Here is a 14,885-nt window from a genome sequence, read left to right as displayed (position 1 = left end):
GTCAGTTGACGCAAACCCTGTAGGCGCACGCTCGCAACTACGCGTCCCGCCGTGATTCGCTTGACGCGGTATACCGGTTTTCACCCAAACCGATAGATGTCCATTCCCAGCGCGCCCATGGTGAAGCCTTGGTGCGCAATGCTGAATTCGCCGCCAGCGCCGCGAGCGAAGAATAGCGGCAGCAGGTGTTCATCGCTGGGATGGCTACGAACGGCGTGGGGCGCCAGGCGGCGATAGTCGTGCAGGGCGGTTTCGTCGTTGTTCTTCAGCTTATCGATGATCCAGTCGCGAAACTCTTTGGCCCAGGGCTCGACGCTTTCCGGTCCGGCGTGCCAGTCCAGTTCGCGCAGGTTATGGGTGATGCTGCCAGAGCCGATCACCAGCACACCTAGCTCACGCAGGCTGGCGAGTGCGCGACCGACCTGGGTTTGCAGGGCAGGCCCCTGGCGGGTGGGCAGCGAAACCTGCACGACAGGAATATCCGCCTGTGGGTACATCAGCGACAATGGCACCCAGACGCCATGATCAAGCGGTCGCTGGCTGTCGATTTTTGCCGTCAGGCCGCTTGCGGTCAGGAGTTCGACTACTTGTGCTGACAGTTCGGGTAAGCCGGGTGCCGGGTACTGCACGGCAAACAAGGCAGGCGGGAAGCCTCCAAAGTCATGCCAGGTTTCCGGATGAGGGTTGGCGTTGACCAGCAGTTCCTGGCTTTCCCAGTGGGCTGATACGATCACAATGGCTCGCGGCCTAGGCAGTTCGGCGGCCAGGCGAGCGAGTGCGGGGCCGCTTTCGCCAGGTTCGAGTGCAAGCATCGGCGAGCCGTGAGAGATAAATAAGCTGGGAAACATAGTGAGCGTCCTGAGCGTTAAGATGGGGCTATCTTCAGGTAGAACATTGATCTAAATCTAATATAAGTTTTCGCGTATTTTTATCGAATTATCAGGAGTATTTATGCAGCCGGACTTTTGGCACAAGCGCTGGGCGCTTGATCAGATTGGCTTTCACCTGGGCGAGGTCAATCCTTATCTGCAACGTTTCTGGCCTGATCTTGAGCTAAAAGAGCACGCTCGGGTGTTGGTGCCGCTGTGCGGTAAAAGTCTTGATCTGGCCTGGTTGGCTGGCCAAGGGTTTCACGTACTGGGTGTCGAGCTGTCGGAAAAGGCCGTGGAGGACTTCTTCAGCGAACAGCAACTGGATGCGCAGATCAGCCAGCGCGGGCCGTTCAAGGTCTACAGTGTTGAGTCGATTGAGTTGTGGTGTGGCGATTTTTTCGCGCTCACGGCGGAAGACGTCAGTGAGTGTGTCGGGCTTTATGATCGTGCGGCCTTGATCGCGCTGCCACCTGAGATGCGCCAACGCTATACGCGACACCTCACGCAGATTTTGCCTCGCGGGTGCCAAGGGTTATTGATCACCCTGGATTACGATCAGACTCAAATCGACGGACCACCGTTTTCAGTGCCTGATGCTGAGGTGCAGCAGTTGCTGGCAGCGGACTGGCAGCTGGATACCCTTGATGAGTGCGATGTGCTGGGCAAGAGCTGGAGATTTTTGCAGGGTGGCGTTACGCGGCTTGAGGAGCGGGCCTACCGCCTACTGCGTCGCACTGCCCTGTAGGTGGCGAACAAACGCATTGGAATCGTCGATTGAGCGCTGCATGTCTTTGAGCAGTTGGTCGACATTGCCTTGCAGGTTGCTGTTTTCACCCTTGAGCGCGCCAATCGCCTGGGCGTTGAGGTTGTGCTTGAGGAACAGCACGTGATCGCGTAATACGCTCAGTACCGGCTCGATGCGGCTTTCAGCGGTTTTCATTTTCTGTAGCAGCTCGCGGTATTCGGTCTGGGTGCGAGCCAGCTCCTTGGCGCTGGCGGCGCGCAGGTCTTTGTTGCTGTATTGATCGAGTTCGTCATTCCATTCGTCGAACAACGCATCGGCCACGTTTTCGATGGCGCCGATGCGGTGGTGTACGGCGGCGGCGCTTTTTTCGCTGGCTTGGTAATCATCATTCAGCGCGTTGTAGCGTTTTTCCAGGTCGCCACCATTAAGTTGCACCACACTGCGATAGTTCTGCAACGCGCTGCTGAAATGCTGCTTGGCATCTTGTTGTGCGTCGCGTGCGTCATTAACCCGGCTGACCAGCATTTGCCGTTTTGGGATGCCTGCTTTTTCCATGGCGGCGAAGTACGCGCTTTGGCAGCCGCTCAGGGCGAACACGGTGATGCAGGCGAGGGCGAGCGAGCGCATGACGGTTTATTCTCTGATCCGGATAAAACAAAAAGGGCGACTCGCGTCGCCCTCTCGTAACACTGCCTAAAGCTTATCAGCCGCGACGACGGAGCGCCTCAATGCGATCTTCCAGTGCCGGGTGGCTCATGAACAGACCCGCCAGACCGTGCTTGAGAACGCCTCCGTTGATGCCGAATGCAGCCAGGCTGTCCGGCATTTGCACCGGCACGCCTTGTTCCGAGCGCAGGCGCTGCAGGGCGCCGATCATAGCGCTGGTGCCTGCCAGGCGTGCACCGGCTTCGTCCGCCCGGTATTCGCGTTTACGCGAGAACCACATGACAATGGTGCTGGCCAAAAAGCCCAATACCAGCTCGGCGAAGATGGTCGCGATGTAATAGGCCATACCCTGGCCCTCTTCGTTCTTGAAGATCACCTTGTCGACGAAATTGCCGATGATCCGCGCGAAAAACATGACGAAGGTGTTCACCACGCCTTGTACCAGCGCCAGGGTCACCATGTCGCCGTTGGCAACGTGGCCGATTTCGTGCGCCAGGACTGCTTTTACTTCGTCGGGCGAAAAACGCTCCAGCAAGCCTTGGCTGACGGCGACCAGTGCGTCGTTTTTGTTCCAGCCCGTGGCGAAGGCGTTGGCTTCATAGGCCGGGAAGATGCCGACTTCAGGCATCTTGATTCCGGCTTCGCGGGCCAACTGCTCAACCGTTTGCAGCAGCCATTGTTCATGACGAGTGCGTGGCTGGGAAATGATCTGGGTGCTGGTGCTCATCTTCGCCATCCACTTGGAGATGAACAGCGAGAACAGCGAGCCGGCAAAACCGAATACTGCGCAGAAAACCAGCAGCTGAGAGAGGTTCAGATCAACCCCATTGGCCGCCATGAACCCGTTGAAGCCAAAAAGGCTCAGCGTGATGCTGGCAATCAGCACGACCGCCAGGTTAGTGGCCAAGAACAGCAAAATGCGCATCATGGTTGAAACGTTCTCCTCATGAAAGTATGTAACGTGATGCGGGGTATATAAGGGGATGCACGCGGCTATTCAACAGGGGGACTATTTCAAACTGTGTCATCTGTCTGTTTCCCTTGCCTGTACAGCATAGCCCACACCCGTGCTATCCAGAGCCCCGCGAGCGCGGAAAGCCAGGTGGGCTGGCGGCGTGGCCCGTTCAGGCCACGCGAGGCAGAGCGTGAATCGTTAGCTTACTGGCGATAGGTCTTGAGGAAGTTGCCGATGCGGCCAATCGCCTGATCCAGGTCGTCGACGCGCGGCAGGGTCACCACGCGGAAATGGTCCGGCCATGGCCAGTTGAAGGCTGTTCCCTGAACCACCAGGAGCTTTTCCGACAGGAGCAGATCGAGAACGAACTTCTCGTCGTTGTGGATCGGGCAGATTTTTGGGTCGATCCTCGGGAAGGCGTACAGCGCGCCCATCGGTTTGACGCAGCTGACACCGGGAATATCGTTGAGCAGTTCCCAGGTACGGTTACGCTGCTCCAGCAGGCGACCCTGTGGCAGCACCAGGTCGTTGATGCTTTGGTAGCCGCCCAGTGCGGTCTGGATTGCGTGCTGGCTCGGCACGTTGGCACACAGGCGCATATTGGCCAGCATGTCGATGCCTTCGATGTAGCTATGGGCGTTGTGCTTGGGGCCGGAAATGGCAACCCAGCCCGAACGGAAGCCCGCGACGCGGTACGACTTGGACAGGCCGTTGAACGTCAGGCAGAGCAGGTCTGGCGCCAGCGAAGCGGTACAGATGTGTACAGCGTCGTCGTAAAGGATTTTGTCGTAGATCTCGTCGGAGAACACCACCAGATTGTGCTGGCGTGCCAGTTCCAGCATGCCCATCAGCACTTCTTTGGGGTAGACCGCGCCGGTCGGGTTATTCGGGTTGATGATCACCATGGCTTTGGTGTTCGGTGTGATCTTGGCCTTGATATCTTGCAGGTCAGGCCACCAATAAGCCTGTTCATCGCACAGGTAATGAACCGGGCTGCCGCCTGCGAGGCACACGGCGGCAGTCCACAGCGGGTAATCGGGTGCCGGGATCAGCACTTCATCGCCATTGTTGAGCAGGGCCTGCAGCGACATCACGATCAGCTCGGAGACGCCATTACCCAAATAGATGTCTTCAATGCCGACACCTTCTACCTGCTTTTGCTGGTAGTACTGCATGACGGCCTTGCGTGCGCTGAACAGGCCTTTGGAGTCGCTGTAGCCCTGTGCGGTCGGCAGATTGCGGATGACGTCCTGGAGGATTTCGTCCGGCGCTTCGAAACCAAATGGCGCGGGATTGCCGATATTCAGCTTGAGGATGCGATGGCCTTCCTCTTCCAGGCGTTTGGCGTGCTTGAGCACTGGGCCGCGAATGTCATAACAGACGTTGGCGAGCTTGTTCGATTTGCTGACCTGCATGGTGATTGATCCCGAAAATGGACGATCCACTGTATTCACATAGCCTGGATTGCCGGGCATAGCGCCATGAAAATGGATTTGTATGCGCGAAACTCGGATGCCAGACTGACGTCTAACGAGGCGCAATGATACGTGCCGCCTGATCAGCGGAAAAGATACAGATCGGGCTTTTTAAGATGTGGAGGTGTACCCGTGGAAAAGTTGGAAAAAACCCGTGAAGAATGGCAAGCGATGCTCGATCCGGAGCAGTACAACGTGTGTCGCCTGAAAGCGACCGAACGGCCCTTTTCCGGGAAGTACAACAGCACCAAGACCCCAGGGGTCTATCACTGCGTGTGCTGCAACGAGGCGTTGTTCGATTCTTCGACCAAGTTCGACTCAGGCTGCGGCTGGCCAAGTTTCTACGCGCCCCTTGAGGGCAGTGCGGTCGTCGAAATTCGCGACATGACCCACGGCATGATCCGCACCGAAGTAGTCTGCGCCAAATGCGATGCCCATTTGGGTCATGTGTTCCCTGATGGCCCGCCGCCGACGGGTCTGCGTTATTGCATCAACTCGGTGTGCCTGGACCTGGTGCCTCGGGAGTAACGCGCCGCCGGGCTATTTGCCTATGCTGTGATATTGATGAGGTGAATTAAATTGCGCGCAATTTAATTGCGCACTATGTTTCCCCCACACTCCAGCCTTTGAGGGCTTTGCCATGAGCGAAAATCTACTGTCCATCCCGTGCACGACCATCAAGGGCGAGCAAAAGACGTTGGCAGATTTTGCTGGCAAGGCCGTATTGGTGGTCAACACCGCGAGCAAATGCGGTTTCACCCCCCAATACAAAGGCCTGGAACAGCTTTGGCAGCGTTACAAGGACCGGGGGCTGGTGGTGCTGGGTTTTCCGTGCAATCAGTTCGGTCATCAGGAGCCAGGGAATGAAGGGGCTATTTCCGAGTTTTGTGAATTGAATTTCGGGGTCAGTTTTCCGTTATTCAAGAAAGTCGACGTCAATGGCAGCGACGCTCACCCATTATTCGTCCAGTTGAAAAAACAGGCGCCGGGCCTGTTGGGTTCGAAACGCATCAAGTGGAATTTCACCAAGTTTCTGATTGGCAAGGACGGCAAGCTGGTCAAGCGCTTTGCACCCCTGACCAAGCCAGAGGACCTCTCCAGCGAAATCGAAGCGTTGCTTTAAGCGCAGGCAAGCTGACACCTACAAAGGGGCTTCGCCAGGCGCAACGGGCAGCCACTTGTCCAGCAGGCTGATGAGCTCTTCGCGGCGGAAGGGCTTGGCCAGGTAGTCGCTCATGCCCGCTGCGCGACAGTGTTCGCGTTCTTCGGGCATGGCGTTGGCCGTCAGGGCAATGATCGGCAGTTGTTGCCAGCGCCCGGACTGGCGAATTTGCCGACTGGCCTCATAGCCATCCATAACAGGCATGTTGCAGTCCATCAGCACCAGATCGAAGGTTTGATGTTCAAGCCGTTCGAGCGCATCGGCGCCGTGCCCGCTGACGACCACGTCGCAGCCAAGTTTGCTGAGGATGCCCTTGGCTACCAGTTGATTGACCGGGTTGTCTTCGACCAGCAGGATTCGCGCTCTGCGCGCTGTTGCCTGGTCCCCGAGCAATAGCTCGCGATGGTCGGGTTCGTCGGTGTGCAGCGCCCGTCGCAAGGTTTGGTACAGCGCATTGCGTGCCAGCGGGCGGGCCTGTTGTTGCAGCGGCTCGAGGGCCATGACCTGGTCGCCGGGCATGAAGTTGCCATACGCCGTGATCAGCAAGATCGGTGCTTTGATCGCGGGACGCAGGCCGAACAGGCATTCCGGACAGTCGGTGATCAGCAGGTCGGGCTCAAGGCCGTAAAGGCTGTCTCCGATACCATAGCGCCGGTACTCGATGCCCCAGCTGGGCAGCAGGCTGCTCAGCAACTCCGCCAGGCCGCTGCTTGCAGGGCTGACGACAATCACTTGCCCTTTGAGCGGTGCGAACACCGGCGCCGGGGCGTAGCTGGGCAGGGGTAGCTCGGCGCAGAACTGGCTGCCGAAGCCGACTTGGGACTCAATACTCAGATAGCCCTGCATGGCACCGCATAGATTGTGGGTCAGCGCCAGCCCAAGACCGGTGCCACCGAACTGCCGGGTGATGCCCGCCGCAGCCTGCATGAACGGCTGAATGATTTTTGCCTGGGCGTCCTGAGCGATACCGATACCGGTGTCCCGGACTTCGATCCGTACGCCGTCAGCGTGGGTGCACAGGCGCACATCGACGCGGCCAAGGCGGGTGAATTTCAATGCGTTGGACAGCAGGTTGCTGACGATTTGTCGAACCCGGGTGGGATCGCCGAGTACCAATGCCGGGAAGTGCGGATCGATCAGGCAGGTCAGCTCGACGCTGGGTGCCGCGTTTTGCGACAGCAGGTTGGCGGTGTCCTCGATTAAAGCGCCCAGATCGAACGGGATATGTTCAAGCTCCAGCTGGCCGGCATCGAACTTCGACAGGTCGAGAATATCGTTGAGCAACTCCACCAGAACCTTGCCCGAGTCATGCGCAATGGACAGCTGTTGGCGCTGTTCGGCGTTGAGGGGGCTGTCCAGAGACAGCGCGAGCATGCCCAGCAGGCCGTTGAGCGGGGTGCGGATTTCGTGGCTCATGTTGGCCAGGAAGGCTGAGCGCGCCTGGGCCATGTCCAAAGCGGTGCTGCGCGCTGTCTGCAGTTCCTCGTTGGATTGGCTGAGCCGGGTATTACTGGCCTTGAGTTCGGTAGTGCGTGCTGAAACGATGTTTTCCAGTTCGCTCATATGCTCGGTGAGGCGGTTTTCTGCCGTCCGGCGTTGGGCGAGTTCGCTGGCGATGGTTTCAAACTGCTCATTGGCGACCTGCACCAGGACACCAATCTCGTCTTGCTCATGACACGGCGGGCACGGCAACCGGGTCTGCTCCGGGCTGTGCGGGTCGCTACGGCTCAGCGCGCGGATCACGCCCACCAGTGGTTTGGTCAGGGTGAAATAAAACATCGCCAGCAAAATTCCGCTCAGCAGCAGGCTGCGGGCAAACCCGTTGATCAGGGTGATTTCGGCGCGTTGCAGGAAGTGGCTGCCAAACGCAAAGGTGTCGACATTCAGGCGCAAGGTGCCGATCGAGTCGTTGGGCATGTGGTTCAAGTGCAGGATATCTTCGAACTGGCGGCTTTCTCCAAAAAGAAAGTCGCTGATCATCCGGTAGCGACTCTCCGCCCGTGGGCGTTCGACGTCGGCCAGCACCACATTATTGTTGTCGCTGAGCTTCGCACCCATGATGGCGGGGGAGCGCAGCAAGCCCATTGCCAGTTCCTGGGCGAGCTCGGCATCAATGTTGTAGGCGATTCGCGAGGCGGGGTTGTGACTGATTTCCAACAGGGAGCGAATTTCGCGATCGATGGAGGCGTCTTCGCTGGCATAATCGAGGGTGATTTGGATCAGGCTAAGCACGGTTCCCAACGCGAAACCGACCAGCACTGTCAGGCGTGCTTGCTTGAACGACAGACGGTTGGTGAACGATATATCCATGGGGGAAAGCTATTCCTCGTGTTTCTTCGCCGGGAAATCATAGCCGATCAGGCCTTGCCTTTATTCAGTTTAATTAAGGAGACACCGTGGACTCTCGGTTAAATGCATTTCTCGAGCGCGCTGATGCGGTACTGGCCCGTTTGGAGCCGCTATTGCCGGCACCTCGTCATCCCGTCGACTGGACGCACTCCTTGGCCGCGCGTTGGGTGCAGGAGGGTCGCAGTGGCTACTTGATGCCACTCCACGTCAGCCTGGACACGCGCTTGTCTGACCTGATCGGTGTCGATAAACAGCGCGATCAACTGGCGCGCAATACCCGGCAGTTCATTGATGGTCTGCCCGCCAACCATGCGTTGCTCTGGGGCTCGCGAGGGACTGGCAAGTCTTCGCTGGTCCGTGCATTGTTGGCTGAAAATCATCAGTGCGGTTTGCGTCTGATCGAGATTGAGCGCGATCACTTGGGCGACCTGCCACGCGTGGTGGAGCAGTTGCAGAAATTGCCCCAGCGCTTCGTGCTGTTTTGCGATGACCTGTCATTCGAGGCGGGCGAGAGCGATTACCGCGTGCTCAAGAGCGTGCTGGACGGTTCGCTCGAACAGGCGCCGGACAACGTGCTGTTGTACGCCACGTCCAACCGTCGCCATCTGGTGCCAGAGAAGGAAAGCGATAACGAAAACTGGCAGCGGGTCGACGGCGAGCTGCACCCCAGTGAGGCGGTGGAAGACAAGATTGCCTTGTCTGACCGTTTTGGCCTGTGGCTATCGTTCTATCCCTTCACTCAGGAACACTTTCTGAGCGTGGTCGAGCACTGGATTGGTCAATTGGCATCAGCGTCGGGCCTTGAGTGGCAGCGCGATGAGGCGCTGGATATTACGGCGGTCCGTTGGGCGACCGGGCGCGGCAATCGCAACGGTCGTTGTGCTTATCAATTTGCGCGTTATTGGGTAGGACTAAAATTGTTGGAGCAACAAGCATGATCGATTTACAAAACACCGGCGCTGGCCTGAATGGCTACGGCTTGCTCGCCGCGCAGTTGGAGTCGCTGCTGGCGGACGAGCGTGACTTCATTGCCAATGCCGCACAGTTTTCAGCCTTTTTGTTCAGTCAGCTCGATGACCTGAACTGGGCTGGCTTCTATTTGGCGCGTAACGAAGAGTTGGTGCTGGGGCCTTTTCAGGGGCAGATCGCCTGCGTGCGAATCCCGTTCGGTCGTGGCGTTTGCGGCGCTGCGGCGGCCACCCGCGAGACTCAGCGGGTCGAAGATGTCCACGCGTTCGCCGGGCATATCGCCTGTGACAGTGCATCGAACAGCGAGCTGGTCGTGCCATTGGTCAAGGACGGGCGATTGATTGGGGTGCTGGATCTGGACAGCCCAAGTGTTGGGCGCTTCTCCGAGCAGGATCAGGCAGGTCTGGAGCAGTTGGTCGCCATCTTCCTCAGGCTGACCACGTGCGATTGATTGTCTGATGGCGTGGCTATTGCAGAATCGATGAGTTTATCGGCAGACAGGCGTTGCGCCTGTCTGCCTTGCAGTCAGAGCCTCAGTCGTAGACGACTTTCTTTTTCCAGTCGCCGTCTGCTTCGACAGTCTTCAATCCGTCGGTCAATTCGTTGACTTCGCCTTCGGCAGGCGCGGTGTTCGTCAATACCATTGAGTTGGCGTGGGCCAGCATGCTCTCCATGTACCGGAGTTGTTCCTGATAAACGACTGGGTCCGGCTGTTTGCGCAGGTACTGCACGCCGCGTTCGAATGCCAGTCGCGCCTGGCCGGGCTGCTCTTGGGAGAACGCCTGTTGTCCGAGGTTATTGAAGAACTCAATGTGCAGCAGTACCAGAATGTGGCGGATTTCCTTGATCCAGTACTTGGCTTCGATGGTTGGCAAGAAGCCGTCGTGTGCGGCGCGGGTCACCTGGCCGTGCAAGGCTTCTAATAGAAAGCGCACGTCCTTGGCCTTGGCTTCGGTCAGGATTGGGCCGGGTGGGTTGTTGATCGGGATTGCATCGCCCTGATTCACCAGTGTCACGAGTTCATCTATACGTGCCTTGAGCGCGCTGTTGCCCTTGTTCAGCGCGAGCAGGCGCTGGATCACGTTGAGTTCCAGGCGCGTCAGTAGCTGCTTGAGAGCAGGCGTCATCAACTGGCCGGGGAACGTTTCGGTGATCTCTCCGCAGCGGCGCAGGCGATCAGTCAGCTCGACCTTAAGGCGAGCCTTTTCCAGCTTGTTGTTTTCGGATACGTGGTTGAGGAAGCCGATGGCAATCAGAATGACGATGCCAGCGACTATCAGCAGGGTGATTGTGAGTGGTGTCACCGTTGAAGCCTCATTCGGGTAGTTTGCGTCGAGTGTAGTGGTTAAGCCTTTTTGCCGATAGGTGTAACAGTCGATCGTCAAACTAACGGCGTGGGAAATCAGGCGCCTATGCGCGCGGGGCCAGCTGTCAAAGCGTAGGGAAGTCGTTGATTTAGATATATTTATAGATGGGGGTTGACGACTTGCCCCGGCATCCATAGAATGCGCGCCACTTACAGCGTAAAGCACACAGCGAAACGCAGATAGGTAGTGAAGTTGTACGTGTGTCCCCTTCGTCTAGTGGCCTAGGACACCGCCCTTTCACGGCGGTAACAGGGGTTCGAGTCCCCTAGGGGACGCCATTTGCGGGAATAGCTCAGTTGGTAGAGCACGACCTTGCCAAGGTCGGGGTCGCGAGTTCGAGTCTCGTTTCCCGCTCCATATACACACAAAAACGCCGCTCATCGAGCGGCGTTTTTGTTTGTGCGTTTTTTGGTGTGGCCCCGGGAGCTGACGTGTAACTACGCGTCAGCTCCTTGTGGGTGGGTGCTCAAAGGTGAAGGCCGATCAATCAGTGCCTGCTGTCTTGTAGCGAGAGCGCCATCAGTTGTTTTTCCTGATTCCAGTCGAACGGTTCTTCATTCTGCTCGGCTTCGTAGCGGCGTTCTTCGAGTGCCTGATACAGGTCGATCTCGTCATCGGGCATGAAGTGCAGGCAGTCGCCAGCGAAGAACCACAACAGGTCGCGCGGGACCAGGTGGGCAATTTGCGGGTAGCGCTGAATGACCTGGCAGAGCATTTCCTGGCCCAGGTATTGGCTTTCGATCGGGTCTTGCGGCAATAGCGCGACCAGTTCGTCGAAGCGCTCCATGAACAGCTCATGGCTTTCTTCAGGAACTTGTTCGGCCTCGCCAAGGGCGACCAGGATGCTGCGCAGGTGCGCAAGCAGGGCAAGTTGGTGGTCGAGCGTGGCGTCGGCCATGATGGAGTCCTCTAAAGCAAAAACGGGCGCACGAGTATAAAGCTCTGTGCGCCCGCTGTCTTACCTCTGGTCAACTAGCGAGTCTTGCCCTCGGCCAGCGTCAGTTCCTCTTTAGCGAAATCGTCGACATCAATCACTGTGCGCCGCGCCGCCTCTGCTACGCGTAGCGTTTGTGCTTCGGCCGGTAGCAACACGCCTGCGTTCAAGGCAGCATCGATAACGTGCTCACCTGCCGCCGGTTTCAGCTGACCGCTTTTCAGCGCGTGGTGCAGTTTTTGTTGCAGTGGTTGGCTGGCTTTCAGCAAATCACTGGCGTGTTGCAAGGCGCCGACCGGGTCATCTGCCGATTGAGGGCGGTAGCAGCCAGCAAGCAGTTCTTCCAGGGTCGGATCACCTTTGGCGCGACCGATCACTTCGGCGACCTCGGCATCCAGTGCATCCGAGGGGCCGGTGTGCCGGCGCCCGAACGGGAACACCACCGCACGCAGCAGGCAACCCATTACCCGACTTGGGAAGTTGCTCAACAGCTCATCCAGTGCGCGCTCGGACTCGCCAAGGCTTTCCTCCATGGCCCAGCGAAACAGGGGCCGCATGTGCTCGGGTGAGTCGAGGTCGTGGTAACGCTTGAGCGCGGCGGAGGCCAGGTACAGATGGCTCAACACATCGCCGAGGCGGGCAGACAGCCGTTCCCGACGTTTTAGCTCGCCGCCCAGGAGCATCATGCTCAAGTCGGCCAGCAGGGCAAAAGCAGCGGCCTGGCGATTCAGTGCGCGGAAGTAGCCCTGGCTCAGGCTGTCTCCCGGTACGGCCTCGAAACGTCCAAGGCCGAGGTTGAGAATCAAGGTGCTGGCCGCGTTGCCGACCGCGAAACCGATGTGCTTGAGCAACAGGCCATCGAATTCCTCCAATGCGCGTTCCTGATCCTCGCGGCCGGCGAGGGCCATTTCCTTGAGCACGAACGGATGGCAGCGAATCGCGCCCTGACCGAAGATCATCAGGTTGCGCGAGAGGATGTTGGCGCCTTCCACGGTGATGAAAATGGGTGCCCCTTGCCAGCTGCGGCCCAGGTAGTTGTTCGGGCCCATGATGATGCCCTTGCCACCGTGCACGTCCATGGCGTGGCTGATGCATTCACGGCCACGTTCGGTGAGGTGATATTTAAGGATCGCCGACAACACCGAGGGCTTTTCCCCCAGGTCCACGGCGTTGGCGGTGAGCATCCGCGCGCTGTCCATCAGCCAGGCGTTGCCGCCGATCCGCGCCAGGGCTTCTTGAATACCTTCGAAAGCCGACAGCGGCACATTGAACTGTTCACGTACCTGCGCATATTGCCCGGTGACCAGGCTGGTGAACTTGGCTGCGCCAGTACCGACCGCCGGCAGGGAGATCGAGCGGCCCACCGACAGGCAGTTCATCAGCATCATCCAGCCTTTGCCGAGCATGTCCTGACCACCGATCAGGAGGTCTAGGGGGATGAATACGTCCTTGCCGCTGTTGGGGCCGTTCATGAACGCGGCGCCCAATGGCAAGTGACGGCGCCCGATTTCCACACCAGGGGTCTCGGTCGGGATCAGCGCCAGGCTGATGCCCAGGTCTTCCTTGTCGCCGAGCAGGTGCTCAGGGTCGAATGCCTTGAACGCCAGGCCCAGCAAGGTGGCGACCGGACCGAGGGTGATGTAGCGCTTCTCCCAGTTCAGGCGCAGGCCGATGACTTCTTCACCCTGCCATTGTCCTTTGCAGATTACCCCGGTGTCCGGCATGGCGCCGGCATCGGAGCCCGCCAAGGGGCCGGTCAGGGCGAAACATGGAATGTCGTCGCCGCGTGCCAGGCGTGGCAAGTAGTGATTGCGTTGTTCGTCTGTGCCGTAATGCAGCAGCAGTTCGGCAGGGCCGAGGGAGTTGGGCACCATGACCGTGGACGCCAGGTCGCCGCTGCGGGTGGCCAGTTTCATCGCCACCTGGGAGTGGGCGTAGGCCGAGAAGCCTTTGCCGCCATATTCCTTGGGGATGATCAGGGCGAAAAAGCCGTGCTGCTTGATGTGTTCCCAGGCTTCAGGCGGCAAGTCCATTGACTGGCCGATCTCCCAGTCGCTGACCATCGCGCACAACTCTTCGGTCGGGCCGTCGAGGAACGCCTGTTCTTCTTCTGTGAGCTGGACTTTTGGGTAGGCCAGCAGCGTGTTCCAGTCGGGGCGACCGCTGAACAGCTCACCGTCCCACCAGACGGTGCCCGCGTCGATGGCATCGCGCTCGGTCTGCGACATGGGCGGCAAGGTTTTCTTGAACCATGAGAACAACCGCGCAGAGAGGTACTTGCGGCGCAGGTCTGGCAGAGCCAAAGGCACTACGACTGCCAGCCACAACGCCCAGAACACCACCAACAGCCAGCCCGGTGCGTGGCTGAAGGCGCCCATGGCCAGCAAAAAGACAGCGACCACACCCAAGGCGGGCAGGGGTGTGACGCGTCGGTGGGCCAGATAAGCAACCCCGACGACCAGAACCAGTATCCACAACAACAGCATAGGTAATCCTCCGTGACGACAGCGGCAAAAAATCCGCCATCAAGAGCTTAGTCGGCATCAGGTGAAGATGGCGACAACAGCGAGCGCATCGATAGTGACCACCCAGCCGTGGCGGAGTTCGCCGGGCATGAGCGCGGTTTCAGCTCGGACCCCGCGATGCGGGCGATCAATCTCCATAATAGATAGCTGGATTTAGAGGGGCGTGCTCGGATTAAACTGATGCACGATTGGCTCATCACAGGTTTGACAGGGGAAAGGCATGCTGAAAATCTGGGGGCGGAAAAACTCTTCCAACGTGCGCAAGGCGCTGTGGTGCGCAGAAGAGGTTGCGGTGCCGTATGAAACCATTGATGCCGGTGGCGCATTTGGCATTGTCGATCAACCCGAATACCGGGCGATGAACCCTAATGGCCGGATCCCGGTCATTGAGGATGACGGCTTCGTGCTCTGGGAGTCCAACGCCATCGTGCGCTACCTCGCCGCTCGTTATGCGCCGGGCTCGGCCATGTACCCTGACAGCCTGACCGCGCGGGCGTCGGCGGACAAGTGGATGGACTGGACCACCTCAACGTTTGCCGAACCCTTCAAAACCGTGTTCTGGGGCGTGTTGCGTACCCCGGCCGATCAGCAGGACTGGGTGCAGATCAACGGTGCGATCAAAACGTGTCAGACGTTGTTGATCGTGGTCGACGACGCATTGGCCAAACAGCCGTACTTGTCCGGAGAGGCGCTGGGGATGGGCGACATTCCCTTGGGCAGCTTTATATACGCCTGGTTCGAGATGCCGATTGAACGCCCGGCGATGCACCATCTTCAAGCGTGGTATGAGCGCTTGAAAGCACGGCCGGCCTATCAGAAAGCAGTGATGACCGCGTTGAGTTAATACTGACTATCAACACATGTCG

Annotated in this window: 14 protein-coding genes and 2 tRNA genes; 8 read left to right on the top strand and 8 right to left on the bottom strand. The window is 58.6% G+C overall.

Going from position 1 to position 14,885, the window contains the following annotated elements; translation table 11 throughout:
* Nucleotides 1-80 precede the first annotated feature (80 nt).
* A complete protein-coding gene (locus K0F75_RS09765; RefSeq protein ID WP_219061661.1) occupies nucleotides 81-848 on the bottom strand; it encodes a class III extradiol ring-cleavage dioxygenase in 768 nt (255 codons plus the stop codon).
* A gap of 103 nt (nucleotides 849-951) precedes the next feature.
* Between K0F75_RS09765 and K0F75_RS09760 the strand changes: the two genes are divergently transcribed.
* Nucleotides 952-1,617, top strand: a complete 666-nt coding sequence (locus K0F75_RS09760; protein WP_219061660.1) for a thiopurine S-methyltransferase — start codon at nucleotides 952-954, stop codon at nucleotides 1,615-1,617.
* Here the strand turns inward: K0F75_RS09760 and K0F75_RS09755 are convergent.
* From K0F75_RS09755 to K0F75_RS09745, 3 genes are all read right to left on the bottom strand, one after another.
* Nucleotides 1,594-2,244: a DUF2959 domain-containing protein gene (locus K0F75_RS09755; RefSeq protein WP_219061659.1), complete on the bottom strand. Its 651-nt coding sequence runs from the start codon at nucleotides 2,242-2,244 to the stop codon at nucleotides 1,594-1,596. The genes K0F75_RS09760 and K0F75_RS09755 overlap by 24 nt on opposite strands.
* A gap of 76 nt (nucleotides 2,245-2,320) precedes the next feature.
* Entirely contained in the window at nucleotides 2,321-3,211 is an 891-nt protein-coding gene (htpX, locus tag K0F75_RS09750; RefSeq protein WP_219061658.1) for a protease HtpX, read from the bottom strand.
* 230 nt (nucleotides 3,212-3,441) lie between these two features.
* On the bottom strand, nucleotides 3,442-4,653 hold the full coding sequence (locus tag K0F75_RS09745) for a pyridoxal phosphate-dependent aminotransferase (RefSeq protein ID WP_219061657.1): 1,212 nt from the start codon (nucleotides 4,651-4,653) through the stop codon (nucleotides 3,442-3,444).
* A 192-nt stretch (nucleotides 4,654-4,845) separates the two neighbouring features.
* Here K0F75_RS09745 and msrB point away from each other — a divergent pair, with 192 nt between their 5' ends.
* Nucleotides 4,846-5,241: a peptide-methionine (R)-S-oxide reductase MsrB gene (gene msrB / locus K0F75_RS09740; RefSeq protein WP_219061656.1), complete on the top strand. Its 396-nt coding sequence runs from the start codon at nucleotides 4,846-4,848 to the stop codon at nucleotides 5,239-5,241.
* A gap of 112 nt (nucleotides 5,242-5,353) precedes the next feature.
* Nucleotides 5,354-5,836 carry a glutathione peroxidase gene (locus tag K0F75_RS09735; protein WP_219061655.1) on the top strand — a complete coding sequence of 161 codons (483 nt, stop codon included), beginning with the start codon at nucleotides 5,354-5,356 and terminating at the stop codon, nucleotides 5,834-5,836.
* An 18-nt stretch (nucleotides 5,837-5,854) separates the two neighbouring features.
* Here K0F75_RS09735 and K0F75_RS09730 read toward each other — a convergent pair whose 3' ends face one another.
* Nucleotides 5,855-8,185: a response regulator gene (locus tag K0F75_RS09730; protein WP_219061654.1), complete on the bottom strand. Its 2,331-nt coding sequence runs from the start codon at nucleotides 8,183-8,185 to the stop codon at nucleotides 5,855-5,857.
* Between the two features lie 86 nt (nucleotides 8,186-8,271).
* Between K0F75_RS09730 and K0F75_RS09725 the strand changes: the two genes are divergently transcribed.
* Both K0F75_RS09725 and K0F75_RS09720 read left to right on the top strand, forming a co-directional pair.
* Complete coding sequence (locus K0F75_RS09725) at nucleotides 8,272-9,162, top strand: ATP-binding protein (protein WP_219061653.1); 891 nt, start codon at nucleotides 8,272-8,274, stop codon at nucleotides 9,160-9,162.
* The gene (locus K0F75_RS09720) at nucleotides 9,159-9,644 is read left to right on the top strand and encodes a GAF domain-containing protein (RefSeq protein WP_219061652.1); all 486 of its coding nucleotides are present in this window, start codon (nucleotides 9,159-9,161) and stop codon (nucleotides 9,642-9,644) included. Before K0F75_RS09725 ends, K0F75_RS09720 begins: the two co-directional genes overlap by 4 nt.
* 82 nt (nucleotides 9,645-9,726) lie before the next feature.
* On the opposite strand, the gene K0F75_RS09715 is transcribed toward K0F75_RS09720, so the two are convergent.
* Nucleotides 9,727-10,497 (bottom strand): hypothetical protein, encoded by a 771-nt coding sequence (locus tag K0F75_RS09715; protein WP_219061651.1) that lies wholly within the window; start codon nucleotides 10,495-10,497, stop codon nucleotides 9,727-9,729.
* Nucleotides 10,498-10,762: 265 nt separating this feature from the next.
* Here K0F75_RS09715 and K0F75_RS09710 point away from each other — a divergent pair.
* A tRNA-Glu gene (locus K0F75_RS09710) sits at nucleotides 10,763-10,838 on the top strand.
* A 3-nt stretch (nucleotides 10,839-10,841) separates the two neighbouring features.
* Nucleotides 10,842-10,917: transfer RNA gene (locus K0F75_RS09705), tRNA-Gly, on the top strand.
* A 130-nt stretch (nucleotides 10,918-11,047) separates the two neighbouring features.
* Here the strand turns inward: K0F75_RS09705 and K0F75_RS09700 are convergent.
* Both K0F75_RS09700 and K0F75_RS09695 read right to left on the bottom strand, forming a co-directional pair.
* A complete protein-coding gene (locus tag K0F75_RS09700; protein WP_219061650.1) occupies nucleotides 11,048-11,458 on the bottom strand; it encodes a PA2817 family protein in 411 nt (136 codons plus the stop codon).
* 74 nt (nucleotides 11,459-11,532) lie between these two features.
* Nucleotides 11,533-13,980 (bottom strand): acyl-CoA dehydrogenase, encoded by a 2,448-nt coding sequence (locus K0F75_RS09695; RefSeq protein ID WP_219061649.1) that lies wholly within the window; start codon nucleotides 13,978-13,980, stop codon nucleotides 11,533-11,535.
* A 259-nt stretch (nucleotides 13,981-14,239) separates the two neighbouring features.
* Between K0F75_RS09695 and K0F75_RS09690 the strand changes: the two genes are divergently transcribed.
* Complete coding sequence (locus tag K0F75_RS09690; protein ID WP_219061648.1) at nucleotides 14,240-14,863, top strand: glutathione S-transferase family protein; 624 nt, start codon at nucleotides 14,240-14,242, stop codon at nucleotides 14,861-14,863.
* Nucleotides 14,864-14,885: the final 22 nt, after the last annotated feature.

The organism is Pseudomonas sp. UMAB-08, from assembly GCF_900095225.1.
Classification (GTDB): Bacteria; Pseudomonadota; Gammaproteobacteria; order Pseudomonadales; family Pseudomonadaceae; genus Aquipseudomonas.
The sequence above is the reverse complement of the archived record's forward strand: the minus strand, read 5'-3'. Positions and strand labels throughout refer to the sequence as shown.

Coding starts and splice junctions, on each gene's coding strand:
- K0F75_RS09690 (WP_219061648.1), top strand. CDS start 14,240: ATGCTGAAAATCTGGGGGCGGAAAAACTCTTCCAACGTGCGCAAGGCG.
- K0F75_RS09695 (WP_219061649.1), bottom strand. CDS start 13,980: ATGCTGTTGTTGTGGATACTGGTTCTGGTCGTCGGGGTTGCTTATCTG.
- K0F75_RS09720 (WP_219061652.1), top strand. CDS start 9,159: ATGATCGATTTACAAAACACCGGCGCTGGCCTGAATGGCTACGGCTTG.
- K0F75_RS09760 (WP_219061660.1), top strand. CDS start 952: ATGCAGCCGGACTTTTGGCACAAGCGCTGGGCGCTTGATCAGATTGGC.
- K0F75_RS09755 (WP_219061659.1), bottom strand. CDS start 2,244: ATGCGCTCGCTCGCCCTCGCCTGCATCACCGTGTTCGCCCTGAGCGGC.
- K0F75_RS09765 (WP_219061661.1), bottom strand. CDS start 848: ATGTTTCCCAGCTTATTTATCTCTCACGGCTCGCCGATGCTTGCACTC.
- K0F75_RS09700 (WP_219061650.1), bottom strand. CDS start 11,458: ATGGCCGACGCCACGCTCGACCACCAACTTGCCCTGCTTGCGCACCTG.
- K0F75_RS09735 (WP_219061655.1), top strand. CDS start 5,354: ATGAGCGAAAATCTACTGTCCATCCCGTGCACGACCATCAAGGGCGAG.
- htpX (WP_219061658.1), bottom strand. CDS start 3,211: ATGATGCGCATTTTGCTGTTCTTGGCCACTAACCTGGCGGTCGTGCTG.
- K0F75_RS09730 (WP_219061654.1), bottom strand. CDS start 8,185: ATGGATATATCGTTCACCAACCGTCTGTCGTTCAAGCAAGCACGCCTG.
- K0F75_RS09745 (WP_219061657.1), bottom strand. CDS start 4,653: ATGCAGGTCAGCAAATCGAACAAGCTCGCCAACGTCTGTTATGACATT.